Source organism: Gynuella sp. (assembly GCF_050297175.1).
GTDB lineage: Bacteria > Pseudomonadota > Gammaproteobacteria > Pseudomonadales > Natronospirillaceae > Gynuella.
In genome coordinates this window covers 1-25,790 of sequence record NZ_JBNKSF010000009.1, presented here as the reverse complement: position 1 = coordinate 25,790, position 25,790 = coordinate 1, and the positions used below count along the sequence as shown (strand labels likewise).

Here is a 25,790-nt window from a genome sequence, read left to right as displayed (position 1 = left end):
GCATTTGGTTTAAGAAAGTAGTAGGAGATCCTTTAGGGGGGGCATAGCGGCTTGATTGGTTTCGGTGGTTTTGAGACACAGTTACGTGTTCTGGAGTCAATACCAGGCAGGTGCATTGGTTTAACGTAACGGGATATGCTGTTATCGGATAATATTGGTGCGTCGATTTTTTTTAATCAATCTTTGATATGATCGTGACAAGATTTGTCTCATTTTCCATTAACCTGGCAATTAAATATGTCGGGTTAATAGTATAGCCACGTCGCTTAGGGCGGCGAGCCTGTCTTTCTGTTGTTTAATCTATAGTGAGTGTTCATAGTGAAATACTGTATCGTTGTTCTGATGGTTTTTTTATCCGCCGCTGTGCAGTCCAAGGTTCAGAATTACTTAACGAATGGCATGTGCGATGGTTACCCCCGGGCTGCTATTGATACTGAACCGGGTGTTTGTATTGGACTGGTCCATCAGGGGAAGCCGCTGGTTAAGCCACGGCGGATTATAGAATGGCGCCCCGGCACTCTATTGATCACTGACATGGGTGGATGGGGTAACCATCGTGGTACGTTGTGGCGCTATGATGTAAAAAGCAAGTCCTTTGAGGCTCTGCTAGAACACTTGAATCTGCCTCACGGACTGGAACGTTTGAACGACTCCACAATACTGGTTGGGGAAAAAGATCGCCTGCTCAGAGTTACGTTGGATGACAGTGCTCACGTACTACAGAGTGAAGAGCTGATGACCCGGAAGATTATCGACGGTCATCGCCATCCGTTGATGAACTTTACCCTGTTGCAGGATAAAACCCTGGTGTTAAATTTTGGGGCTCCCACCGATCAATGTAAGGCTGAGGTTGCTAAAGGCGTATGCGCGCAACGTCAAACTGATGCGCAGCTGCGTTGGTATACTTATGATGAAAAAACGGAAAAATGGGATTTTGATCATTATCGCACGACCAAAGGATTGAGGAACTCAATGGCATTGGCGGTAAATCGTTTTGATAAGGTCTTTCAGGCCGATAACGGGATGGATTTCAAGCGAGTATTCTCGCCATTGGAAACACTGAATCAGGTAAGCCCCGATCAGGACTATGGTTGGCCATACTGTTTCCCGGTACAACAAGTCAATCCGTTGTGGAGTACGATAAAACCAGTCTGTCGTAGCTATGATTCGCCTGTTGCTTTGTTGCCGCCCCATGGTGCGCCATTAGATATGATGTTTTATGAGCAACAGGCGCTGCCGGCTTTGACTAATACTCTGTTGATCAGTTTGCATGGTTATCAGGTTTCCGGTCATCAGCTTCTGGCATTGAAACTGGATAAGCACCAACAGCCCATCATTCATGATGGTGCGTATTATTCCAGAGATCCACGGGAACAGGAGTTTGGACGTCAACAAGAGAGCTATCCTTCGGGATATGGTCCGGAGGCGTTGGAAGTGATTCATCGTTGGGATCAGTTAGAAGGTGTGCGGCCAAAAGGGAATCCTGTTGGATTGACTGCCAGCAGCGATGGCACCGTCTGGGTCATTGAAGACAATAATCGCAGCCTGTTGCGATTGGCTCCTGGAAAAGCGTTCGTCAGTGAGAATCTGTGGCAACAAGATCGTAAAATAATGCCTCCGGAAAATGTCAGTCAGGTATTGGCCAGTGAATGTCAGGCTTGTCATGAACAACTTTCCCAACAAGTCTCCGAATATTGGCTGACGTCCGGGCTCATGTATCAGAAGGTCGTTAAAGACCGGCGCATGCCACCACAAGGTTTTTCTGACCCAGCCAAGCGGCAGCTTATCGAAAGCTGGCTGGATCAGGTTGGTAAACCGTAATCGGTTGGTTTGTTTGTCAGGAAACTTTTATAAATGCCATGCGGCCGTCGGGCTGCATTTCCGTTATGTGGCCACTCGGTTCTTCCAACCACTGAACGATTAGATACACCACCAGAGCGCTACTGCCAATGATCATAAAAAATGTGCTGGCATCCACGAAGGTATAAATGGTCAAAAAGGTCAGCGCTCCAACATTTCCATAGGCACCTGCCATACCGGCGATTTGACCTGTCATCCGTCTTTTTACCAGAGGCACAACAGCAAATACGGCACCTTCTCCAGCCTGAACAAAGAAGGAACAGATCATAACAGTCAGTATCGTTAGTAATAACGGCCATTCGGCACTGACCTGTGACATCAATAAATAACCGATAGCCAGCCCGAGTATCGTGATGGATAAGGTCTGGCGGCGACCGAGTCGGTCACTGATCAAGCCGCCACTGGGACGAGCGACGAGATTCATCAAAGCGTAGAGGCCTCCAAACAAGCCGGCTGAGGTAACACTCATATCGGTGAATGTTTCCATAAAGAACGCCGGTAACATTGAGACAACGGCAAGTTCTGAACCAAAAGTGACAAAATAGGCCCAGTCCAGAATGGCCACTTGCCTGAACTTATACTGGTCATGAGGAGCAGGACGGTGTCCCCGCAGGATGTTCCAGTTAACTCTGACAATCTGGCTGGTCTGATATATAAACAGCAGCACCAGTACGCCGTACATGCCATATGTTTCAATTTGACCCAGCAACCCCACTCCAGAAGGAGAGAGTTTCCACGCGAGTATTGCCAGTATGATATACATTGGCACATTCATAACGATGTACAACCAAAAATCTCTTTTACAGGAAACCTCTAAGCCACCGGATTTGCTCGGTTTGAAATAAGTTGATTCTTCCGGTGTGTCCCGTATTTTCAGATAGAACAATAGCCCATATAGAAAAGCGAGTATCCCTGTGAAGGCGATCGCATAGCGCCAGCCATTCTCACCGCCAAATAATGTAATGGCGAGAGTCGGTAGTGTCCATGCGGCAGCCGCGGAGCCGAAATTACCCCAGCCTCCGTAAATACCCTGTGCTAATCCCACCGTTTTGGGTGGGAACCACTCTCCCACCAGTCGTATACCAATCACAAAACCGGAGCCTGCAAACCCAAGTAAAAAACGGGCCAATGCCAGTTGTTGGTAGTTTTGTGCCCAAGCAAATAACTGGCATAGAAGACCCGTCAGCAATAGCAAAATAGTGTAAACAATTCGCGGTCCGAATTTATCAACCAATATGCCAATGACAATTCTGGCAGGGATGGTCAGGGCTACATTCAACGTCAAAATAGCCTTCCATTGGTCGTTACTCATATTAAATGTTTCTGTGATAAGTGGTTTGAGAGGTGCTGCGTTGAACCAGACCACGAATGTCAGAAAAAAAGCGAACCATGTGTAGTGCAGGGTTCTGGTTCCTGGGTCAGAAAAGCGGCTCAGATTCAGATTGGTTGTTGACATTGAATGCTCTCCATTGTGGATGTGCATCCAATAACGCAATCGATATGCCAGAGGAATAAAAATGGTGTACGTAAATTAGTATGTTACGTTGATATATAAGGTTAATATCGCCATACCTCTTTGTTGGTAATGCCCATGTATGATTTACAAAGTGATGGCGATGATGATCGAAAATGAGTTCAGTCGTTCTGATAATGCAGTAACAAATAGAATTATAAGTTACTGTAAAGTCCGGTAATGGAGTCCATATTTTTTAGTATTCCATCACTCGTTAATTGAACAATAAGAGGTACGAAATTGTCCCTATCCATTAGGGAAAAGCTTGATTTGGATAGTTTCCATTGAGCATTGACTTTTCGCAAAGACTCTGAAATTTGAGGTGTATTCTCAGGAGCGGTAATCAGTTTTTTGAGCGCATTTTCAAATTGATTGCTGGCCTCTTGCCAACTGTTTTTCTCTTTTTCTGTACCAATGTTGAGTGCATAGGCAAAATAAAACATGGCGATTCGCTGTGATAGCATACGTTGACGGCCACTTACATTTACTAATTTGGCTTTACTGGTTCCGGCTTCGCGATCAAGAATCGTCACGACGTTCTCACACTCGGCAAGAAGATTTTCGACATCGGTCAGTAGTGTCTTTGCCGCGTCTCTATCGTATTCCTGCTTCATTGGTTTTTGAAAAGTGGACCAATGCCGACGCACCACGGCCAGTGACTGTTTTAGTTCCTCGTTGTCAGCGTAGGCTTCCAGTTCCTTTAATTGTTGTTCAAATAACTCGATGGCTGCATCCATTTGTGATCTTGTTTTATCTGGTTTGACGTCCAGACCGAGGAGCAGATAGGACTTAACCATTCTCTGGCTGAGCATGCGCTGACGGCCTGCTTTATTGATTGCATCATCGATGGTATTGATGGCTGCAAATGTATTAAATGAACAGAAAACAACAATCATTGAAACGATGATTTTTGAAAAAAGGTTTTTGGTGAACCCAGACATTTATAATTTCCTTGATTTTACCTGTTAATTAAGTGATCTAACATGAAGTGGTGCTTCCTCGCCTGCATCAAAACTATTCCTATTTTTCATAGGCCCCTTAGAACCTATCCAGTGATGCAGTTTAGCATGCTCAAAATAGGATTTAACATTGCACTATAGGTATATTGAAAATCTGGCTTTTATATATAAGTCTTCAAAAACGGATATTTATGGACAGATAACACAGGTTTTCCGTTTTTTTCATACTAATTGTTGATGTTAATAAATTACCGTGAATCAAATGTATTGATTGATTTGTGATGAACTTCGAATATATCGCAGGTTTGAAAAAATATGAATCCGGCTCAATCGGATCCACATTGACCATGTATCAATGGACTTGAGTATAGCCAGTATTTTACCCGCATAACTGTCGCCTTTAGGCGACAGCAGTTTCATCCTTTTTGGCATTAGCTGGTTTCACCGGTCGAGTGATTTCCTGAATTTTTCGTTGTTTTTCGTATAGGAATTTCAACACTTCAGAGCGGTAATGGTTATATTCGGGCTGGTCCGCCAGTTCCAGGCGATTTCGTGGTCGTGGCAGGTTAACTTCCAGAATCTCGCCGATAGTGGCTGCAGGTCCGTTGGTCATCATGATGATACGATCAGATAGCAGTACTGCTTCATCAACGTCATGGGTAATCATGATAACAGTACTGTTCAAGTCGGCTTGTATGTCCATAAGCGAGTCCTGCAAGTGCGCTCTGGTCAAGGCATCCAGGGCACCAAATGGTTCGTCCATCAATAGCACGGAAGGTTCCATGGCCAGTGCTCTGGCAATGCCGACCCGTTGTTTCATACCACCGGAAATTTCATCCGGGCGTTTGTGCATGGCATGACTCATGTGTACTAGTGCGAGATTATGTTCAATCCACTCCTGCATTTCCCGTTTACTTTTTTGATGTTTGAAAACTTGTTTGACTGCCAATTCAACATTTTGGTATGCAGTCAGCCATGGCAGAAGTGAATGATTCTGAAAGACCACGGCACGTTCTGGACCGGGGGAGTTAACCTCCCGACCATTTAGCACCACGCCACCGGTAGTGGCCTGATACAAGCCGGCCACGATATTTAAAACAGTGGATTTTCCGCAACCGGAATGACCGATCAGCGAAACAAATTCGCCTTCGGCTATTTTCAAGTTAACATCCTGCAACGCCACAAAGCTTCCTTTGGGAGTTGGAAATTCAATACCGACCTGAGTCAGTTCTAGATGAGCTTTAGACATAGTCGTACCTTTCGGTTGATCTTTCTGTTAAGAACCCTTTGAATAATGACTGCGTCGACGCGAGTCAGTTGAGCTTGGCTTATTTGAAACTTGAGCTATATACCAACCGTGCCGCAATTTCTGGTTCGGTGAATTTGTCTTCACTGTTTTTAGCCTCGAGAGCCGAGTGTCCACTAGCGGATGTCGGCATGTCTGTCCCAATTGACGCGCTGTTGAATTAACAACATGGCCCGGTCCAGCAGAAAACCTATAAAGCCAATCGTCAGTACTGCTACCATGATTCTGCCAAGTGAATTTGAGCTGCCATTCTGAAACTCATCCCAGACAAACTTTCCAAGACCTGGGTTCTGAGCAAGCATCTCTGCAGCAATCAGTACCATCCAGGCGATACTCAGGGATAGACGCAATCCGGTAAAAATCATGGGAATAGACGAGGGCAGTACGATTTTCAGAGTGTGCGTTAGCCAGCTAAGTCTGAGCACCTTACTGACATTGATCAGGTCAGGGCTTACGTTGGCGACACCAACAGAGGTATTTATCAAAGTTGGCCAAAGGCTACATAATGTCACGGTAAACATAGAGTTTAAAAACGATTTGGCAAACAAAGGGTCATCGGTCACGTACACCGCACTGACTACCATTGTGACCAGAGGCAACCATGCTAATGGAGAAACCGGTTTAAATATTTGGATGACTGGTGCCAGTGCAGCGTTAATGCTTTTGCTTAGGCCAATGATGATACCCAGTGGAATGGCGATCAGTGATGCCAGGATAAAACCACTGAGTACAGTTATCAGGCTGGTTTGTATCTGATCAAAATAAGTGGGTGATCCGGTGTAGGGACGAATTTTCACCGTGGCCGTCGGATCTTTGGCAAGCTTGTTGGCATTGCGTTGTTGTTGCCGTTGATAAAACTTTGTTTCCCGCAATCGTTCTGCCTGGTGTTCTGCAACGAGGCGATTTGCCTGCTCGAACACCTCAGTCGGTCCCGGAAATTTTCCCAGAGAGGTATCAATATTCTGTGCAGCAACACTCCAGAAAAATAAAAACAGCAGGATTCCTCCAGCGGGTAGCCCGACCTTACGGAGCAGGCTAACCAGTGACATGCTGTTGTTTGCGTGTTTGAACAAATTTAACAGGAGAGTGATTGGGTGTCTGTCTGTGTTGACTCTGTTCATAAATGGATGACCTTTGTAGAACTGCCGACTCTTCTGAGCCGGCTGGCATGTTGCTATATTTCGGTGTGTGTTCAGATCTTATCTTTGGCTTTCAGGCCAATTGCGAAGCTGTCAATATAGGCATTGGGTTGAGTGCCGTCATACATAACACTATCAATAAATTCCTGATGAGGCGGTTTGAACCCGGTTTCAGTCTCAAAGTCAGGAAAATCTGTTGCACTCATTTTGCCTTCTTCGATGAGGTCCTTGGCTGCCTGGGCATAAATGTCCGGACGATAGACTTTTTTGGCAATATCTGTGTACCAACTGTCTGGTTTGTATTCTGGAATCTGTCCCCAGCGGCGCATCTGGGTCAGATACCAGACTGCGTCGGAGTAGTAAGGGTAGGTCGCGTGATAGCGAAAAAAGACGTTAAAGTCTGGGACTTCCCGTTTGTCACCTTTTTCATATTCGAATGTACCGGTCATGGAGTTGGCAATGACGTTGGCATCAGCGCCGACATAATAAGGTTTTGACAGGATGTCCACAGCTTCCTTGCGATTGGCATTGTTATTCTCATCCAACCATTTGGCTGCCCGGATCAGGGCTTTGACTACATGAATATGAGTGTTGGGATATTTGTCCGACCACTCCTGGCTGACACCAAATACTTTTTCCGGATTGTCTTTCCATATTTCATAATCGGTAATGACAGGTACACCGATACCTTTAAAGACGGCCTGCTGATTCCAGGGTTCCCCGACACAGTAACCATAGATAGTTCCGGCTTCCAATGTTGCGGGCATTTGAGGGGGAGGGGTAACGGACAGAAATGCATCTGCCTTAAGGGTGCCTGAAGTGTCACCGTTCAGAGGCGCATAATATCCAGGATTGATACCACCGGCGGCCAGCCAGTAGCGTAGTTCATAGTTATGGGTGGAAACCGGGAATACCATGCCCATATTAAATGGCTTTCCTTCGGCTTTGTATTCTTCTACCACAGGCTTTAGATAGTCTGCTTTAATCGGATGAACCGGCAAGCCGTTTTTCATAGGCACATGCTGCTTCATTTTTTCCCATACAGTATTCGAAACGGTAATGCCGTTACCATTCAAATCCATACTGAATGCTGTAATGATATCCGCTTGGGTGCCAAAACCGATGGTGGCACCAAGTGGTTGTCCTGCTAACATGTGGGCCCCATCAAGTTGGCCATCAATCACACGGTCCAGCAGTACTTTCCAATTGGCCTGAGCTTCAAGTGTGACATAAAGTCCTTCGTCCTCGAAATAGCCTTTTTCATAAGCAATGGCGAGGGGGGCCATGTCGGTCAGTTTGATAAAACCGAACTTAAGGTCTTCTTTTTCCGGCTCACCTGTTTCGGCATATACCTGGCTGCAGATAATAGTCGATAAACATATCGTACCCAGAAATAACTGCTTGAACTTACTAACAACTTGCATGGTAGGAGTTCTCCAAACGACGGTGATTTTGGTAAATTTGAATGTTGCACAATCTGAAAACCGATGCTGTTGTACAACTGGATAGGACAGACAGACGTCCTCAGTGTGCGATCTAATTCATAGGTCATGGGTGCATCGCTTATGCCATATTCGAAAAAAAGCCAAAAAAAGGTCTTTTGAGCGGGATCTGCACAAACAAGTGATAGGAAAAATTCAGCTTTGAAAGAAATCAGTGCAAAATTGCGGTCAGTCTGTTGTCAGTTGTTAGGTCAAAACTAAAATCGCTGCAACAGGACAAAACAATATGAAGACATGGCATAATCCGATTGAAGTACCTCTAAATGGGTATGCTGGGGAGATTAGAGAATGGGGTTGATACTATTGACGGTAATAGTGATGGCGGCAATTTTTATAGGTTTTATGCTGCTCAAACGGCCAGTATACCGAATATCCCAGGAAAACGTTGAAAGACTGTTGGAACTGATGTTAGCGCGCAAAGCCTCTCTTAATGACTGGCATGTGTTTTTGGCGGTGCCCATTCACTATGATGAATACTTGGAGAATATTCGTCACCTCTGTCTTGAAATTGAGGAGTCAGAGAGTTGTGTGATCAATACCCGTATCCTCACTAATAAGGGAGAAGATGCATTACGGGAAATTCTGACGGAGTTAAAACAGCATGGCTCAAAAGATTTTTAGAGGCTTTTGAACAATTAACGGCGCTGCAAATGGGTGTGGTGAGAATCTTGTCAAGTCTGTTGCTTTGGGAATAACCCATTGCTATGCGCACGGTACTGCTGATACTGGGGTGCTTGGCAAGCAGGACAGAGCAAATCTATTCCTGGTGTCATTATCCTAAGATGCATGTCTTCATGTTTGATGTTCTCTTTTTTGTAAAACCATTCTCCTCTCTGGTCTTTATCTCTCAAAAAAAACTATCCAAAACTATCCAATTAGGCAAAAAGGAAACCTATTTTTAAAGTAAATTTGTGATCTGCCGATGGTTATTTTGCGTAAGTTTTTCGCACAGAAAATTCAGTTAAATGAACTGTAGCGTGTTCGATCACAAGGGAATTAAAAATATGCCGAACTTAAATCTGATGTTTATGTGCAGGTGTCTTTCCGTGCTTGCAATTTTGATACTAAGTGCCTGTGGTGGTGAAAGCGGTCTTCAAAGTACCGATACATCTCAGGTTCAGGAGCCCGATAAAACCGTCAAAGGTATTACGGTTAACCCCAATATGACTGCACTGTTTCTACAACGTACATCAACCAGTATATCTGCAAAGTCAACGCCACGCTCCACACTTGTGGATGGGGACTATTATAGCGGGACATTGTTGGTGACTAATGCAGAAACCGGTAACCAGCAGGAGTTTTATTGGTACATTCGTGTCGATGCGGACGGTAAAGCGGTATCGCAAAAGAATATTTCGTTGGTACCGGGAACCTATCATTTTAGTTTGTTGTTAGAAGGTAATGGTCATCAATATGCCGGCAGCGCAGAAAATATCCTGCTGGAAGACGGTGATGAACAGGCTGTTAATATGACGATCAAACCGCTTATTGGTAATACGATTTCCGATGTGCAGTTACTCGATACGATGGCTGATATAAAGCTTAGAATTGATCAGGCGGATCTTTTAGCGATTGATCTGACTGAACCACGTATAGGTATTTCCATTGATGGCGCTGATGAGGAGATTTTCTCGGTAAACTCGGAAACAGGCCTGAGCGATGCGGTACTTTCTCTTCCTGATGGTGAATACCGTATTCAGGTGAATTTCTATGACGGCAATATGCTGATCGGACATACGCTGGATACGCAGGAAACAGTGCAGCTGGTTAACAGCGAGAACATTTCGTTTGATATTGTCCCACTGCAGGCGGATGTGTCATTAGCGTTAAGTGAGGGTAATCCGGATACAGGCCTCTTCAGGATCAATATTCCGAATGCTATTGTGGATAGTGTTGATGCACTGGAAACGCTGAAAGCGTATCTGAAGCTCAATGGTTCTGTATTCGTGGAGCAATTGCTGGATATTCAGCAGGAAGGCGGCCAGTATTTTGCCGCAACCACTTTGGATATTGGTCTGGAAAATCAGGATCAATTGGTAATTAACCTGGATTTCATTGACCAGAGTAAAGCTGAAGAAGATCAATTGCTGACCAGTTGTACCGGTGTGATCAATCTGCAAAGTACTAATAATCAGTTTACCTGTCCGCTTGAGTTGCAAAACAGTTATGTTGTCAGCGGTCATTTGTTGGCAACACTGGCAATCAATGTTCTGCAGAGTAACGATGGAAAGCTGGATAGTGTGGCCGGTGCCGAGGTCTTTATCAACGGGGAGTCCATCGGGTTAACCAATGGGTCTGTTCTTTCAACCCCAGGGTTTATCAAAACGAATGTTCAGCAGGGTGAATACAGTATCCGTGTTGAGGCAGGTAGTCGGGCTACCAATGTTCAGCTCACGGCGTTACCGCTGCAAATCATAAATCAGGATATTATTTTATCCCCCAGTGATACCGATGGTGGAGATGACTCTGACGGCAGCTCCGGTAATGATGATGGTATCGTAATTGTGGATGGTCCTGGATGTGGTAGTGAGTCACCGAGAAACAGTCACGAGCGGTGGATACAGATTGCTGCACAAACCAGTCCCTCTCAACTGAGTACCTGTGTGAATCAGCGTTCCTATACACGGCTGCTGAATGATGATGTGCAGTTTATGGTGGCGTATCCCGATCTTGGTATCCATTATGTGTTTGACTTATGGTATCTGCGTCGTGCTAATCAGATGAACTGCGCTTATTTGCCTGAAACATTGCCTAATTTCCTGACCCCGGATTTATTCTGGAAACAGGATGGCTGTAGTTATAATGGTGCAACGTCTTTTAGCCTGACTACTGCGACTGGTAATTGGTGTCAGACGACTGCCTATCAAGCGCCGGCCGTAAGTGGGGCTGGTATTAACTACAACACAATGACGGCTAACAGTCGCTGTAATCTGTACATTCGAACCTATAATGACACTCAGGCAACATTATTGCCGGCCAATGGTTCTTACTATACTGATGAAGCTTATGCACAGAGTTACGATGCTACCAACCGTACCATGCTGGTTGATGATCAATGGGTCAGTCTAAATGCAATTGCCACAACCATGGGTGACTGGGGTTATGTATTTGACGGCAATGTTAAAACTGTTGTTACGTCAGCCTATAACAATCCCAATGTGAAGAGTATTTCCATTAATTATCATACGCCGTTAAAGATCAGACGTTTCGAAATTGTGAATCCATTTTCCGCTGGTGTATTCGGTAGAGCACCTTATCTGGTCAGGGTACAGGCCAGGGTTCCCGGCAGAGAATCAATATGGACAACAATTGGCGCGTATTCCATGCCACAAACTGAAGACTTAAATGTCATGTTAACCATTCCTGATAATGATTATGGCAGGTTAAGTGAATATCGGCTGATATTTGTCCGTCCTTATAACTCGACGAATCCAAGGGATTATATCCAGTTTTCGGACATTAAAGCCTACACCTACGATTGAACGGATCCATTCGTTTACTAGGGCCTCTGAAAAATAGGCATAGTTTTGATGCAGACGAGGAAGCACCACTGGCAACACCGCAATTTACGGGCGTAAATGCGGATGCGAGACGGGGGCTGAAAACGTTCTGTGCGAAAACAGGCCATTTTCCGGAGGCTCTTTAATTAAATAACACGCATTGCTTACCGGTATATGCAACTGGATTGAATGAGGCGTATGTTATGGCTGTCTGTTTGTGGTGACACTGCTGTTGATAAATCGGGCGAGAGCCTGTGATAGTATGGAAAAACGTTGTGCATATACATTTCCCTCAGCCGGAGTGACATAAGTCGAATTGATTTCGAGCTGGATTGCTGGAATACCATGAGCGACTGCAAATTTAGTGATGGTTTCATTTCGAGATGCAGCGAAGCGGTTGTAGGAAAAACTGGAGATACCTTCCGTTTCAAGTTGTCTAATCAACCGCTTGAGAAGATTCTGATGACCCAGTAGCGACTGACCATTCATTGTACCGAGGTCAATATCATAAGAGCGGTAAGGATGACTGCCATGGATATCGAGAATATAGAGAGGCTGCACGGTAGTTATCAATTGCTGTAGTTGTGTTTTAAACGCATTTTCATCGTAATAATTCGGATCTGATGGTCCTTCATATGTGGTATAGATGACGTAGGCACCCGTTAACTCTGCCACTGTAACGGCCAGTGCTGCGGTGCCACCGCCGTCAGAAAATCTTCGGTGACCATTCCGCAAGGGGCGGGTTGCATGGGGAGCGGTGATAATGACCGGAATATGACCTTCTATAACATCAAACCAGTTCTGGTGCTCCGGAACAGGCAGACCTTGCCGCTGATTTAACGTGGTTTCAAGTTCGATGGCGCGTACAACGAGTACTGGTTCGACCAGTGCTTTGTCTGGTAAAACTGTGGAGCTGGTGCAGGCAAATAAACTAATGAGCGCCATGAAGGCTATCAGTGAACGCATGTGTTGGTCCTGAAGGTTTTATGTATGTTGTGACGTCAGTGGTTTCCAGTCGGTGTTGATCCTTTGGTCCACATAAAGCAGCTTCCTGGAGCTGATACTTCATTCGATGATAAGTAAAAAACCGCGTTTGCAGCTCATACTTTAGAACTAGTTTTAATATCTGTTGTGACGTGTATTCAAGTACCGCTTGGATAAGTAGTTAACGGTATCTCCAGGACGAGAACAGCATATACAGGTTATGGCGCTTTTATGGCCCATGATAAGTGACCATACAAAGAGTAGGCATGTGGGGCTATCGCAGATATTCTGTTGAGCTTCAAAACCTGTATACGAGTGTCTGATTTGTCAATGGTTTTTATTTTCATAATAATCAACTCCATTGTTAATCCGCTTGAGAAAGTTTCAAATCAGTATCGCGATAGTCATGCTGATCACATCCCATAGGAGAATAATATGCATAAATCGTTGACTGCGGCCCTGTTGTCGTTTGGGCTGCTGCTGGCTCCGGCAGGTTTTGCCGAGGCAGAGGAATCTTCCATGGAAGACCCCAGGTATACCTGGGATCTGACGGATATTTATCCATCTAAAGAAGCCTGGAATCAGGCACGGGAAGCTGCGTTGGCAGATCTCAAAAAAATAGAGGAATACAAGGGCACTCTTGGTAAAAATGCCCGGCACCTGTTTGAAGGTCTGGAAGTGATTTCCAATAGCCAGCAGAAAGTAAGCAAAATATATACTTATGCCAGCCTGCTGACTGACGAGAATCTGCAGATTCCGGAACATCAGGAAATGGAACAGTTGGCATCCATCATGTATGGCCAGCTTGGTGAAGCGACTTCATGGCTGGAACCTGAAATTCTGGCCATTGGTGCGAAAAAAATAAAACGCTTTCTGCGCAAAGAACCAGCCCTGCAACCTTATCGTTTCTATCTGGAAAATACTTTACGGCAGGCACCGTATACGCTGGATGCCAAAGGTGAATCTTTGCTCGCTGGTTTTAGTACGCCATTGGATGCACCATCGACTATTTACTCCTTGATTGCCAATTCTGATATACCTTGGCCTGAAGTAACGTTATCGAATGGACAGAGTTATCGGATTGACTCGCAGGGTTACAGACGCTGGCGTGCGAGTGAAAATCGTGAGGACCGCAAAAAAGTATTTAATGCTTATTGGAGTCGTTGGCAGGAGTATCGCAGTAGTGTCGGGGCGGTGTTGAACTCCCACATTCAGAATCAGGTGGCGCTGGCTAAGGCGCGTGGTTATGACAGCGTCCTGCAGCGGGAATTGCATACCGAAAATATTCCGGAAGATGTGTACCGAACCCTCGTGAAAGAAGTGAATGAGGCGCTGCCGACGTTGCATCGGTATTTCAAGCTTCGGGAGAAAATACTCGGTATCGATCAGATGCATTATTACGACATTTATCCACCCTTGGTTTCACTAGACAAAACCTTTGACTACGAAACCTCAAAAACCATTACTCTGGATGCAATGTCCATTCTTGGAGACGACTGGGTTAAAAGACAAACCGAGGGTATGAACGATCAATGGGTTCATGCGTTTCCGCAAAAAGGTAAGCGTTCCGGTGCTTATATGAATGGTTCGCTGTATGACGTGCACCCTTATTTGCTGTTGAATCATCAGGATGATTATGACTCTCTTTCCACGATGGCCCATGAATGGGGGCACGCCATGCACACGTTGTATGCTATCGAGTCACAACCGGTCCAGACATTTGATTATTCAACCTTCATTGCGGAAATTCCGTCCACCAGTCTGGAACTGATTCTGCAGGAATACATGACTGAGCATGCTCAGACCGCTCAAGAAAAAATCTTCTATCTGGGATCCAGTCTTGAAAATCTCCGAGGCACATTTTTCCGTCAGACCATGTTTGCCGAGTTCGAACTGGCGTTATATGAGAAAGTTGAAAATGGTGAAGCGCTGACCGGAGAAAAAATATCTCAAATATACGGCGAGATTCTGAAGCGTTATCACGGTACGGATCAGCATGTGGTGGAAATTGATGATCTCTATACCAATGAATGGATGTTTGTACCGCACTTTTATTACAACATGTATGTTTATCAATATGCCACTTCTATTACCGCCGGGACGGCACTCTATGAGCGCATTGTGGAAGAAGGAGAGGCTGGTGTGGAAAATTATAAAAATCTGTTACGGGCCGGTGGTTCAGATTATCCCTACGTGTTGCTCAAGAACGCAGGTGTCGATCTTGCCACGCCAGAACCTTTCAAAGCTATTATTAAGCGTATGAACCTGATCATGGATGAAATGGAAGCATTGCTGGCGGAATCAGACAGCTCTAATTCTTAATCTAACCGACAGTATCGTTGGTCTGATAGGCGAAACATGGAGGTGACGCCTAAAGACAATTGTTTCAGTCAACAGGTCTGGCCCTCGTCAGACCTGTTTTTAAACGTTATCAGTTGACCCTTACCCACCAGTTCATTGCAGTCCGATCCTGGGTATGACCAACAGATTCATGGGCACCCACGCGCCAGCGGCTCATATCCCGTTTTCCTTCGGTATTGACCATGATGTACCAGTGATAGGCATTATCCTGGAATCCAAAATTGCTGCCCAGTGCGGACTGAACACTGATATGAGAGGTGTTGGTACAGGCAACGTAATCAGATTTAACGAATGTCCATTCGCAATCAAAGAAGGTCGCGTATCCAGCACTGGATGAATCGTAATTGACCTTAACATCCGCACCATTGGCGATTGCGTCAGACAGGGTACTGATGTCTCCTGATACCACATTGCCCTGGCTGTCGTGAGAGTAGGCAAGGACCCAGCCGGTCTGTTGTTGCCATTCAGATGCAAAACTGACGCTGGAGATCAGCAGTGCCGCAGCTGTTATCAATGGAAGTTTTACTTTCATAATGAAAATCCTTCTTGTTGTTATTAAGATTATCTGCTTAGGATCGAAAACGGCATAAACGATCCTTTGTCTGTTTTAACAAAATTAGTTTATTTATCTATCGTCATTTAGTTTTTTGAACAGAACAATTCTTGAGATTGGCGGATATGCAGAATTAGGGAACCTTAGAAAATCTATCGGTAATGTCGACAATGCAGATAATTATTCAGATGTTATTTAAGAAAATCAGAGGGGTAGCTTTGATTGTTCATCAGGCATCAGAAGCGGGTGTCGATGAACAATACAGAATAAGCGCCAGTGGGTCGATCAGTCATTGTCCTGGTCAAACAGGTCGCTAACCCTTTCTCTCAGCAGATCAAAACCTGCATCAATGATCGGCGTGATCAGTTCAGATGCTTTATCCATGAGTACCTCGCCACTGTCGGAGGCAACTTTTACCGCTACTTTTTTAAGCGTTGCCTTAATGACACCACCGAACGAAGTATCCGGTGCGCCTGCCTCAATCAATATGGCGGTGAGTTGTTTTTTATCCTGATCAGACAGATACGATTCTATCAAAGCGGAAATGGCATCCAGCCCAAGTTTAATCAGGCTTGGCGAAAATGAGCCATCGGAGACATAGCCAAGTTTCTGAACTTTGGAACGCAGGTGGTCGGAGATCAGCGGATTTTCAACTTCGAGAACATATAAATCACCGTTCTTCTGTATCAATGGTCGCTTGAGCAGGGTTTTAACTCTTTCGTCAAGGTCGCTTTCTGTTGATCGTCTCAGTTCCCGGTCATAAATCAGGCCTCGTGCCTTCGAACGGGTAATCCTCAGTTTGGAAACCAGTTGGTAAAGCTCTGGTTCCGGATCGATGATATTCAGGCTTTCCAGAACATTTAACACGATGAGTTCGACTTCATTTTTCGGTAGCGCGCCGAACGCTGGATTCATATAACTTTTTAACATGTAAGAAAGCGCCGATTTCACGTTCTCTTCAGGTGTTTCAGCAATGATCTGATCTATATCCATTCGTTGCAGCATCCTGTTTTGTATGGATTTTGAACCGGCCGACCGCATTTTGAGTCACTGATCAGACCGGTTTTGGATAAGTAGAGTAGGTAGTCTTCAGCCCACCGTTGGTATTTTTATTGTCCGGGCGAATATATGCAACTATTTGCCGCATTAACCGTGGGCTGAAAGAAGTGGTGATTACGGTGTGGCCCGAATGATTTTATAAAGACTGCCGTCGTCTGCATCGGTAATGAACCAGATATATCCTGCTGTGTCGGTGGTCAGGTCGCGAATTCGACCAACATTGGTTGCCAGTCGCTCTTCACCAATGACCTGATGGTCCTGGATCATCAATCGAACGATTGTCCCTGGATTCAGAGAGGATATCAGCAGGTTTCCTTGCCATTCCGGAAAGATCTGCCCTTGATAAAAAGTCATTCCGCCCGGAGCGATGACGGGGTCCCAATAGTAGCGTGGCTGTTCCATTCCCGGCTGCTGGGTGATGCCCTTGCCGATCGGGGCGCCGGAATAATCAATACCATAGGTGATCACCGGCCAGCCATAGTTTTTGCCAGCCTCGGGCGTATTCAGTTCATCACCGCCACGCGGACCATGCTCTATGGTCCAGAGTTCGCCAGTAAGTGGGTGAATTGCGGCACCCTGAGGATTACGGTGACCATATGACCAGATTTCGGGTTTGCCGCCGCCCTGACTGAAGGGATTGCCATTGGGGACGCTGCCATCGGGATTTATCCGGATGACTTTGCCCAGGGTAGTGTTTGTATCCTGAGCCAGTAGACGTGGTTGTGGCAGTGATCGCTCTCCAAGTGTTACGAACAATTTCCCCGATGTGCTCCAGACCAGTCTGGAACCGAAGTGTAGACGTGATTTCCAGGCTGGCTGCTGGCGGAAAATCACTTCTACATTTTCCAGAGTATTGGTTGCTTCGTTCAGCTTGCCACGGGCCACTGCTGTGGCATTTTTATTATGTTCACGGGGTTCTGAGTAGCTGAAATAAACCAGTCTGTCCTGATCAAACTTCGGAGAGATATTGACGTCCAGCAGTCCCCCCTGACCGGATGCAAATACCGTTGGCAATCCTTTTAGCGGTGCCGACATTTGTCCATCCTGGGTGATTAGCCGAAGGTTCCCGGAGCGTTCTGTCACCAGTAGTTTTCCGTTCGGGAGAAACTGTAACGCCCATGGATGGTTCAACCCACCGACCACTTTGGTTAGCTGGATCGAAACGTTTGAGCGAACTTCCGGCGCACGTGTCTGCTGGGGGAATGCCGGAGTTTGGTTTTTAGCATTGGGAGGTGGAGTGGGAACGGGCGGTCCGGATGGCTGGTCGGCCATTGCTGGATTGCAGATGCCGAACAGTAAGATTGTAACGGCCATCAGTGCCACCCGCAGTGGTGTTGGTGAATGCATAATTTAACCCTCGTGCACAATATGGTGTGAACAGGATAAACCGCGTCTTTGCAACCTATTCACTCGTTTATCAAAACAGATTGTTCTGATCGATGTTGTGATCACCCCACGACAGCCAGAGGGTGACGTGAAAGTCTTGATTTTAGCGTATTGAGCTAATGGTGGTAATTTCCAACGTCACTTGATCAATGCCCCATCATTCATTGCCGGGTTGATAATGGTATCGCAGATCCGAGATCTCTCAACTCGTCCATGAGGCTGGATGATGTGGTTTGGCTGAACCTGTCAAGGCATTCCGGGCAGGCAGAATCGGTAGTACATCGGTTGATATGACTATTGAGTGATGGATGAATGGTTTGACTCTGGAGCGGTATGACCGGCTGGATGGGTTGACAGTTCAGAGCCTTGTATCAGGCTCTGTAACGGGCGAATGCGTCAGGTCATGTCTGCAACTTAAAAAACAGGGTTATTCGGATGAAGTGCATTTCAGATTATCATCCCAACAGGTTCCTCTTTTGTCCGTACAGCTCGCGAGTGCTTTGCCTCTGGCTTCGGCCTCGGTACGTCCGGTGGCATAGATACCGCCAGCCCGGATATCGTTCATATAACAACCCCATTTATTGTCATCATTGCTGCTATTGCCACTATTGTTTCCGTTGGAGTCCTCTGCAAGGGTGTTCAGAGTCCGTTGCATTTTCAGAATGAGAGCCTCCAGTTTTTGAACATCCTGGCGCAGCATTTTTACCTCGATTTGAAGTTCACGAACGTCGCGACTATCAGATGGGCGAAAGCTTTTTTCTGAGGAGTTCATTGCCAGTGCGGAAGAGGAAATCAAGATGGACATGGCGAGAGGTGTCAAAATTTTCATTGTTATATTCCCTTTTTGGTAGAGCCTGTATTGTTGTTTCCGATAACTGAATTAATGCTTAATCAACTGACTGTGTTGGGTGATATAGTTGGTTTGATGACCACTCTGTTGCTGGGCAGAGTGGCGAAAATGCCTTTTAATCCTTTAATTGCTCATGGTTTATACCAGGCTGACTGCGTCGGCAGTCAGCGTATTGGTACTGGCTGAGCGTTGGCTCAGCCGATAACCGGTTATTGCAAATAGCGGGCGTGGAAATGCAGATGGTCAGCGATAAAGCTGGCGATAAAATAGTAGCTGTGGTCATACCCTGGTTGATGGCGAAGTTCCAGTGGATAGCCGGAGTTCTTCGCTGCCTGCTCAAGGGCTTCCGGTTGCAGCTGATGCGGCAAAAACTCGTCTGCATCACCCTGATCCACCAGTGCTGGCAAAAAAGCTGTCGCGTGTTTCATTAGTTCGCTGGCATCGTAGGTTTGCCACAGATTTTTATCATCACCCAGGTAGGCGCTCAGCGCTTTCTCTCCCCATGGACAATTGCTCGGATGACAGATGGGGCTGAAGGCTGATACGGAGACAAATTTGTCCGGGTTGCGCAGGGCAATCATCAGTGCGCCATGTCCTCCCATGGAATGACCGCTGATGGCAGCTTTACCGTTGACGGGAAGGTGGGCCCCAATGATCGCTGGCAGTTCGCTGACGATGTAGTCATACATCTGATAGTGTTTACTCCAGGGCTCTTGGGTGGCATTGACGTAAAATCCGGCACCCAGTCCGAGGTCGTAGGCACCGTCCGGAGCATCGGCAACTTCTTCGCCTCGGGGACTGGTATCCGGTGCCACGATGGCAATACCAAGCTCTGCCGCCAGCTGTTGAGCGCCGGCTTTCTGCATAAAGTTTTCATCGGTACAGGTCAGTCCGGACAACCAGTACAGTACCGGGACTTTTGTGCCATCTTCCACCTGTGGTGGCAGATAGACACTAAAACGCATCTGACAGTTGAGCGTTGTAGAGGTGTGACCAAAACGCTTGAGCCAACCACCAAAGCTTTTGTTGCTGCTGATTAATTCCAGGGACATGGCACCTCCTTTAGCGATTGTAGTGGATTACGGAACGAATGCTTTTACCTTCATGCATCAGGTCAAATGCTTCGTTGATGTCCTCCAGCCCCATGGTATGGGTAATAAAGTCATCCAGCTTGAACTCACCAGCAAGATAACGTTCTACGATGCCTGGCAGTTGAGAGCGGCCTTTCACTCCACCGAATGCGGAGCCACGCCATACTCGACCAGTGACCAGTTGGAATGGGCGGGTGGATATCTCCTGTCCGGCACCGGCAACACCGATGATGACGGATTCTCCCCATCCTTTGTGGCAGCACTCCAGGGCAGAACGCATGACGTTAACGTTACCAATGCATTCAAAGGAATAATCCACACCGCCATCAGTGAGTTCAACAATCACTTCCTGTATTGGCTTGTCATATTGGGTAGGGTTGATGCATTCCGTGGCTCCCAGTTTTTTGGCCAGTTCAAATTTGCTTTCATTGACATCTATCCCAATGATGCGACCGGCCTTTGCCATGGTTGCACCTATCACGGCAGATAGACCGATGCCGCCAAGGCCAAAGATTGCAACAGTTGCACCTTCCTCTACCTTGGCTGTGTTCATAACTGCGCCCATGCCCGTGGTGACGCCACAACCCAGTAGACAGACTTCTTCTAGTGGGGCTGCGGGATTGACTTTAGCCAGGGAGATTTCCGGTAGCACGGTATATTCAGAAAACGTTGAGCATCCCATGTAGTGGTAGATGGGCTGACCATCTTTAAAAAAGCGGGTGGTTCCGTCTGGCATCAGGCCTTTGCCCTGGGTTTCGCGGATTTTCTGGCAGAGATTGGTTTTGCCGGATTGGCAGAATTTACACTCGCCACATTCCGGTGTGTACAACGGGATCACATGATCACCGGGTTTAACGCTGGTGACTCCTTCTCCCACCTGTTCAACGACACCACCGCCTTCATGGCCAAGGATGGTCGGAAATACACCTTCAGGATCCTCTCCGGATAGTGTGAATGCATCCGTATGACAGACGCCTGAGGCAAGAATTCGCACCAATACCTCGCCAGCCTTCGGCAGCATGACATCGACTTCTTCGATAGTCAGTGGTTGCTTGGGTCCCCAGGCTACGGCGGCTCTGGATTTAATGAATTGATCAGACATGGTTGTTCTCCCCCTGTTATGGTTCCTTTGGAGCATGTGCAGCCGGTTAGAAAGCCAGAATACGTGTGCTCCGGGCGGCCGGTGGTTTCAATATGATGAATACGTCCGGCTCTGAAATATTGAGTGAAAAAATATGCCGGCCCAAGTCTGCCTTTGACGGGAATTATTGCAACTAATTTCTATCTGCAGATCACCCGCAAGGGGTCCGCTGGCGATTAAAATTGGTATGCCGGTGACCGCCAATATTGTCAGCTCTTCACTGTGGGGTCATGGGGTTCTCTGGCATAGATGAGAAAACGTTTTCTGGGAACCTTTGCAGAGATTGCTTGTCAGCCTACGATGCAGAAAGGGATGTGTACTGCTGCCTTTCGAATAAAGCCAGGCCATGGCTTACAGGTTGTTAAAATATCTCCGCTGTGTGTGAAACACTGTTAGGTAACTTCTGAAAAATGGCCTATTTTCGCGCAGGACGTTGTCAGCCCCCGTCTCACATCCTCATTTACGCCGTTAAATGGCGGTGTTGCGAGTGGTGCTTCCTTGCCTGCATCAAAACTATTCCCATTTTTCAGAGGCCCCTTAGGTTGATCAACCCTGACACTGCAAATGATAACGCTCGTTTCAATACCCACTATGTTTGCGGTTGAGTATCAGTGCAGATGATTAAAACGTGTCGTATGATCATGTTTGCATTGGGCTCAATACGGTTCGTTTGTTCTGTGTTTACTGGGGTCTGTAATATTCCGTATTATGCGCAATTGTCTGTAAAATGATGCATAAACCGGCTGGTCTTCGGGAAACGTTAATTGGTCAGACCTATAAGCATCTTAACCAATGGTTCAGGATTTTTGGTAAGAACAGATATTTTTCAGAGGTTCCCTAAGAATATTGGAGGTTCAGATGAATGTTGCAGGTTCGAAATTTCATGGGTCCTGTTTATGTGGTGCAATCCATTACGAAGTAGATGAGATTCAACACGAGATGGCGCATTGTCATTGTTCTATGTGTCGGAAATTTCACGGTGCTGCCTATGCTACTTTTGGTGAAGCCAGATCAGAACATTTTCGGTGGTTAGCCGGTGAAAAACTGTTAAAAAGTTATATTGCACAAAATGGAACTGTTCGTCAGTTTTGCAGTCAATGTGGTTCCAGTCTGACGTTTCACGCCCCGGGTGGCACCGATGGGTTTGTTGAATTCACGTTGGGGACTCTGGATGATGAGATCGAGCACCGCCCTGATGCCCATATTTATATTGGTTCCAAAGCAGGATGGTGTGAAATTCATGACGATTTGCCGCAGTTTTGGGAATCACGAGATAGTCAGCAGGTCAAATAAAAATAATTGCTGCGTAACCATGATGAAGGAATTTTCAGCTTTTTCAGGTTATCCCAACAAATAAAATGCAAGATAAGGAAGGTTCCTTATTTATTAATATTGACAGGCTTAAAATTGAAATGTTTGCATTGCTATGTTTGTTAATAAGTTAAGCAACCCGTAACCCCTCGTCTCCTGACGTTCAGGCTTAAAATTCGGTAAAAGTCTGTGTATTAGTCCATGCGTCTATCTATCTCTTGATGCCTATCTGAGAAAATTTCCGGCAATTGCTATACCTGTCATTGATTTGAGTTTACGAGTTATCATTCGGTTATATTGAATTTCAGGTATTTGGCTGCGGATGCAGGGCTATCTTGATTTGATTTTGGTGAGCTGTTTATCAAAATAACATCTCTTTCGAGTTGTATGTAAAGTAATGTGATCAATCGCTCAGTGCTTTCGTTGACTCATGAAATAAGTAGGAGTTAGATGACTCCCTATATCAGAAAGTTCTATTCGGAATATGTCTTATTGGATATTTTTTTTCATGATCATGAGTGCTGTTTTTATAGCACTTTTTTCGAAGACCTTTAGGGGTATGAAAAGATAATGCTTGTTTAGTTTATCGATCATGATTGATGTTATATCTGGCTAAAATTAATTCAAATCCTGCTATTGATTAAGTATTGCAAAGAATGTCAGTGGTTTTCCTCGGCAATAATGTGTCATAAATGTTATGGCTAATGCCGGCATATTTGGCCGCCTTGGCCGGACATTTATGAGTATTTGTTCATGATGTAAACTCACCATTCTAAGGTAGGATAGGGAAAGGGTTGCACCGGGGTATAATTGCCAGCGATTTATATAACAATAAAAAATCTGAGTTTCTGAAAAGTTCTGATATTAACTACAAAATGGGTATCCGGACGTATCTCCCAAAACTGAGTGGTGTGGTTCGATAAGAAAGGTTGTGGTTTGTTCTGAATATTCGTCATTTTCACAAGTGGTTCTATGTCGTGCTTCCTGATTCAAAGGCAATGAAAAATAACAGTTGGTCTGTAATTACTTTTTAAACAGTTGTGGCTAATTAAACAAATATATCGCGGAAAAGGGGGAATCTTATGATCCGTGACTTCTTTAGAAGGTCGGATATTTCATCCGTTTTTGGTGCGTTGGCAATAGCGTGTAGTTTCTCCATGAATGCGCTGGCTGCTGATGTGAATATTAATGCTAATACTCATTATCAGACGATTCGGGGTTTTGGTGGAATGAGTGGTGTTGGATGGATTGCTGATTTGACCAACGACCAGGTGGATAAGGCTTATGGCAATGGTGATGGCCAGATTGGTATGTCAATCATGCGTATGCGTATTGATCCCAACTCAAGTGCCTGGAACCGGCAGATTCCTGCGGCAAAGCGCGCTGTTTCTAAATATGGTGCAATCGTGCTGGCGACTCCCTGGACTCCCCCGGCTTATATGAAATCGAACAACAGTCCGATCAATGGCGGTAAGCTGCTGACCCGGTATTACTCAGCATACACCGATCATCTGTTAAGCTTCGCTGACTATATGAAATCAAATGGTGTGCCCATTTATGCAATGTCGTTGCAGAATGAACCAGACTGGCACCCAGACTATGAGTCAGCTGACTGGTCCGGTGCTGACTTCACCAACTTTTTGTTGAGTCAGGGTAACCGTTTTGGCTCATTGAAAGTGCTTGCCCCTGAATCCCTCGGTTTTAATCATGCTTATTCTGATCCTCTTCTGAACAATGCTTCGTCAGCACAGCATGTGGATATCATTGGTGGCCATCTTTATGGTTCGACGCCAAAAGACTACCCGTTGGCCCGGAGCAAAGGAAAAGAAATCTGGATGACGGAACATATTACTAATACGGAAGCTGCCAATGACTGGTCGAAAGCCATTCCCCTGGCAACGGAGTTACACCAAAGTATGGCGTCAAATTTCAACGCTTATATTTGGTGGTATATCCGTCGTAGTTATGGCCTGCTGACAGAAGATGGCAATGTCAGTAAACGTGGTTACATCATGGCGCAGTATTCCAAATATGTGCGGCCGGGGTATGTACGTATCGGCGCGACAGAAAAACCTCAATCAGGTGTCTCTGTAACCGCATACAAAGGACCGGACAACAAATATGTAATCGTGGCGGTTAATACCAGCTCCTCCCATCAGAACTTGAATCTAAAACTGCAGAATGCCAGTGCTGCTTCGTTGGTTAAGTACAGTACATCTAGCTCTCTGAACCTTAGTTACGGTGGTACGTATACGCTCAGTAACAACGCTACTTCTGTATGGGTGGAACCACAAAGTATCGCCACGTTTGTCAGTGATGGCAGCGGTAGTGGTGGTGATAACGGTGGCAGTAGCAGTAATGACATTGTTGTACGTATGCAGGGTATCTCCGGTGACGAAAGTGTGAATTTGACCGTTGGGGGCACAACTGTTGGTACCTGGACATTGAACACCAATATGACCGATTACTCAGTAACTACTGATCTGACCGGTGAAATTCGTGTGGCCTTTACCAATGATGCGACCGGACGGGATGTTCAGGTTGATTACATCGTTGTAAATGGTGTGGTGCGTCAGGCTGAAGATCAGGCTGATAACACCGGAGTGTGGGGCAATAGCAGTTGTGGTGGTGGCAGTTACTCAGAATGGCTGCATTGCAACGGTTCGATTGGTTTTGGTGGTGTAGATGGCATCACAGGAGGTGGTTCTTCTTCTGGTAATGATGGTGATACCGGTGGCAACACTGGCGGTGATACCAGCGGTGACGATCAAAATGCTGACGGCATTTCCGCAGTTATGAATATCAATAATGAATGGGATGGTGGGTATTGTGCCGATCTGGTTATTACCAACGAAAGCGGCTCTGCGATGACATGGTCTGTTGATATCCCTGTTGAAGGCACCGTGAACAGCCTTTGGAACGGTGACTGGAGCCAGCAGGGTGATGTGTTGCATGTTGCTGGATTGGATTGGGGGACAGCCCTTGAAGCCGGAGAGAGCCTGACTTCAATCGGGTTCTGTGCAGACCGGTAATCCTTGTGTAAAGAGGCGCCCCGCTCAGGGGCGCTGGTATCAAGTAAGACAAGGCCCAATTTACAAAAGGAAACTTAAATGAATAAAAAACTCCTTTCCAAATGCGTGTCTGCGAATGCATCGGCGGTCATGGCGTTAGGGGTTCTGGCGGGAGGTGCCATGTTGCCGGCACAGACCCTGGCACAGAATCCCATCGTGTCGCATGTCTATACCGCAGACCCAGCCGCCCGAGTGTTTAACGGG

Annotated in this window: 19 protein-coding genes; 7 read left to right on the top strand and 12 right to left on the bottom strand. The window is 46.0% G+C overall.

What is annotated here, in order from left to right:
- Positions 1–318 precede the first annotated feature (318 nt).
- Positions 319–1,821 (top strand): PQQ-dependent sugar dehydrogenase, encoded by a 1,503-nt coding sequence (locus tag ACQY6I_RS03575; RefSeq protein ID WP_428240102.1) that lies wholly within the window; start codon positions 319–321, stop codon positions 1,819–1,821.
- A gap of 16 nt (positions 1,822–1,837) precedes the next feature.
- Here ACQY6I_RS03575 and ACQY6I_RS03570 read toward each other — a convergent pair whose 3' ends face one another.
- The 5 genes from ACQY6I_RS03570 to ACQY6I_RS03550 form a co-directional block, all read right to left on the bottom strand.
- Complete coding sequence (locus tag ACQY6I_RS03570) at positions 1,838–3,316, bottom strand: NarK family nitrate/nitrite MFS transporter (RefSeq protein ID WP_428240101.1); 1,479 nt, start codon at positions 3,314–3,316, stop codon at positions 1,838–1,840.
- A gap of 212 nt (positions 3,317–3,528) precedes the next feature.
- A complete protein-coding gene (locus tag ACQY6I_RS03565; RefSeq protein WP_428240100.1) occupies positions 3,529–4,314 on the bottom strand; it encodes a type IV pili methyl-accepting chemotaxis transducer N-terminal domain-containing protein in 786 nt (261 codons plus the stop codon).
- Between the two features lie 418 nt (positions 4,315–4,732).
- The gene (locus ACQY6I_RS03560) at positions 4,733–5,581 is read right to left on the bottom strand and encodes an ABC transporter ATP-binding protein (RefSeq protein WP_428240099.1); all 849 of its coding nucleotides are present in this window, start codon (positions 5,579–5,581) and stop codon (positions 4,733–4,735) included.
- A 173-nt stretch (positions 5,582–5,754) separates the two neighbouring features.
- On the bottom strand, positions 5,755–6,687 hold the full coding sequence (locus ACQY6I_RS03555) for an ABC transporter permease (protein WP_428240098.1): 933 nt from the start codon (positions 6,685–6,687) through the stop codon (positions 5,755–5,757).
- Between the two features lie 143 nt (positions 6,688–6,830).
- Positions 6,831–8,201, bottom strand: a complete 1,371-nt coding sequence (locus ACQY6I_RS03550; protein WP_428240097.1) for a CmpA/NrtA family ABC transporter substrate-binding protein — start codon at positions 8,199–8,201, stop codon at positions 6,831–6,833.
- A 366-nt stretch (positions 8,202–8,567) separates the two neighbouring features.
- Here ACQY6I_RS03550 and ACQY6I_RS03545 point away from each other — a divergent pair, with 366 nt between their 5' ends.
- Entirely contained in the window at positions 8,568–8,900 is a 333-nt protein-coding gene (locus ACQY6I_RS03545) for a hypothetical protein (RefSeq protein WP_428240096.1), read from the top strand.
- A 425-nt stretch (positions 8,901–9,325) separates the two neighbouring features.
- Positions 9,326–11,761 (top strand): hypothetical protein, encoded by a 2,436-nt coding sequence (locus ACQY6I_RS03540; protein WP_428240095.1) that lies wholly within the window; start codon positions 9,326–9,328, stop codon positions 11,759–11,761.
- A gap of 219 nt (positions 11,762–11,980) precedes the next feature.
- On the opposite strand, the gene ACQY6I_RS03535 is transcribed toward ACQY6I_RS03540, so the two are convergent.
- Positions 11,981–12,745: a ketol-acid reductoisomerase gene (locus ACQY6I_RS03535; protein ID WP_428240094.1), complete on the bottom strand. Its 765-nt coding sequence runs from the start codon at positions 12,743–12,745 to the stop codon at positions 11,981–11,983.
- Positions 12,746–13,198: 453 nt separating this feature from the next.
- Here ACQY6I_RS03535 and pepF point away from each other — a divergent pair, with 453 nt between their 5' ends.
- Positions 13,199–15,085, top strand: coding sequence for an oligoendopeptidase F (gene pepF, locus ACQY6I_RS03530; RefSeq protein WP_428240093.1), 1,887 nt, complete (start codon positions 13,199–13,201; stop codon positions 15,083–15,085).
- A 109-nt stretch (positions 15,086–15,194) separates the two neighbouring features.
- Here the strand turns inward: pepF and ACQY6I_RS03525 are convergent, their stop codons facing one another.
- The 4 genes from ACQY6I_RS03525 to ACQY6I_RS03510 form a co-directional block, all read right to left on the bottom strand.
- Positions 15,195–15,656, bottom strand: coding sequence for a hypothetical protein (locus ACQY6I_RS03525; protein WP_428240092.1), 462 nt, complete (start codon positions 15,654–15,656; stop codon positions 15,195–15,197).
- Between the two features lie 306 nt (positions 15,657–15,962).
- Positions 15,963–16,670 carry a hypothetical protein gene (locus ACQY6I_RS03520; protein WP_428240091.1) on the bottom strand — a complete coding sequence of 236 codons (708 nt, stop codon included), beginning with the start codon at positions 16,668–16,670 and terminating at the stop codon, positions 15,963–15,965.
- A gap of 180 nt (positions 16,671–16,850) precedes the next feature.
- Positions 16,851–18,083 carry a PQQ-dependent sugar dehydrogenase gene (locus ACQY6I_RS03515; protein ID WP_428240090.1) on the bottom strand — a complete coding sequence of 411 codons (1,233 nt, stop codon included), beginning with the start codon at positions 18,081–18,083 and terminating at the stop codon, positions 16,851–16,853.
- Positions 18,084–18,549: 466 nt separating this feature from the next.
- Positions 18,550–18,951: a hypothetical protein gene (locus ACQY6I_RS03510; protein WP_428240089.1), complete on the bottom strand. Its 402-nt coding sequence runs from the start codon at positions 18,949–18,951 to the stop codon at positions 18,550–18,552.
- 30 nt (positions 18,952–18,981) lie between these two features.
- On the opposite strand from ACQY6I_RS03510, the gene ACQY6I_RS03505 reads away from it, so the two are divergent.
- Positions 18,982–19,158, top strand: a complete 177-nt coding sequence (locus tag ACQY6I_RS03505) for a hypothetical protein (protein ID WP_428240088.1) — start codon at positions 18,982–18,984, stop codon at positions 19,156–19,158.
- A 23-nt stretch (positions 19,159–19,181) separates the two neighbouring features.
- Here the strand turns inward: ACQY6I_RS03505 and fghA are convergent, their stop codons facing one another.
- Together fghA and ACQY6I_RS03495 are read right to left on the bottom strand one after the other, a co-directional pair.
- Positions 19,182–20,024 (bottom strand): S-formylglutathione hydrolase, encoded by an 843-nt coding sequence (gene fghA, locus ACQY6I_RS03500; protein ID WP_428240087.1) that lies wholly within the window; start codon positions 20,022–20,024, stop codon positions 19,182–19,184.
- 10 nt (positions 20,025–20,034) lie between these two features.
- A complete protein-coding gene (locus ACQY6I_RS03495; RefSeq protein ID WP_428240086.1) occupies positions 20,035–21,165 on the bottom strand; it encodes an S-(hydroxymethyl)glutathione dehydrogenase/class III alcohol dehydrogenase in 1,131 nt (376 codons plus the stop codon).
- Between the two features lie 897 nt (positions 21,166–22,062).
- On the opposite strand from ACQY6I_RS03495, the gene ACQY6I_RS03490 reads away from it, so the two are divergent.
- Together ACQY6I_RS03490 and ACQY6I_RS03485 are read left to right on the top strand one after the other, a co-directional pair.
- Entirely contained in the window at positions 22,063–22,497 is a 435-nt protein-coding gene (locus ACQY6I_RS03490; RefSeq protein WP_428240085.1) for a GFA family protein, read from the top strand.
- 1,100 nt (positions 22,498–23,597) lie between these two features.
- Positions 23,598–25,547: a cellulose binding domain-containing protein gene (locus ACQY6I_RS03485; RefSeq protein WP_428240084.1), complete on the top strand. Its 1,950-nt coding sequence runs from the start codon at positions 23,598–23,600 to the stop codon at positions 25,545–25,547.
- Positions 25,548–25,790 lie beyond the last annotated feature (243 nt).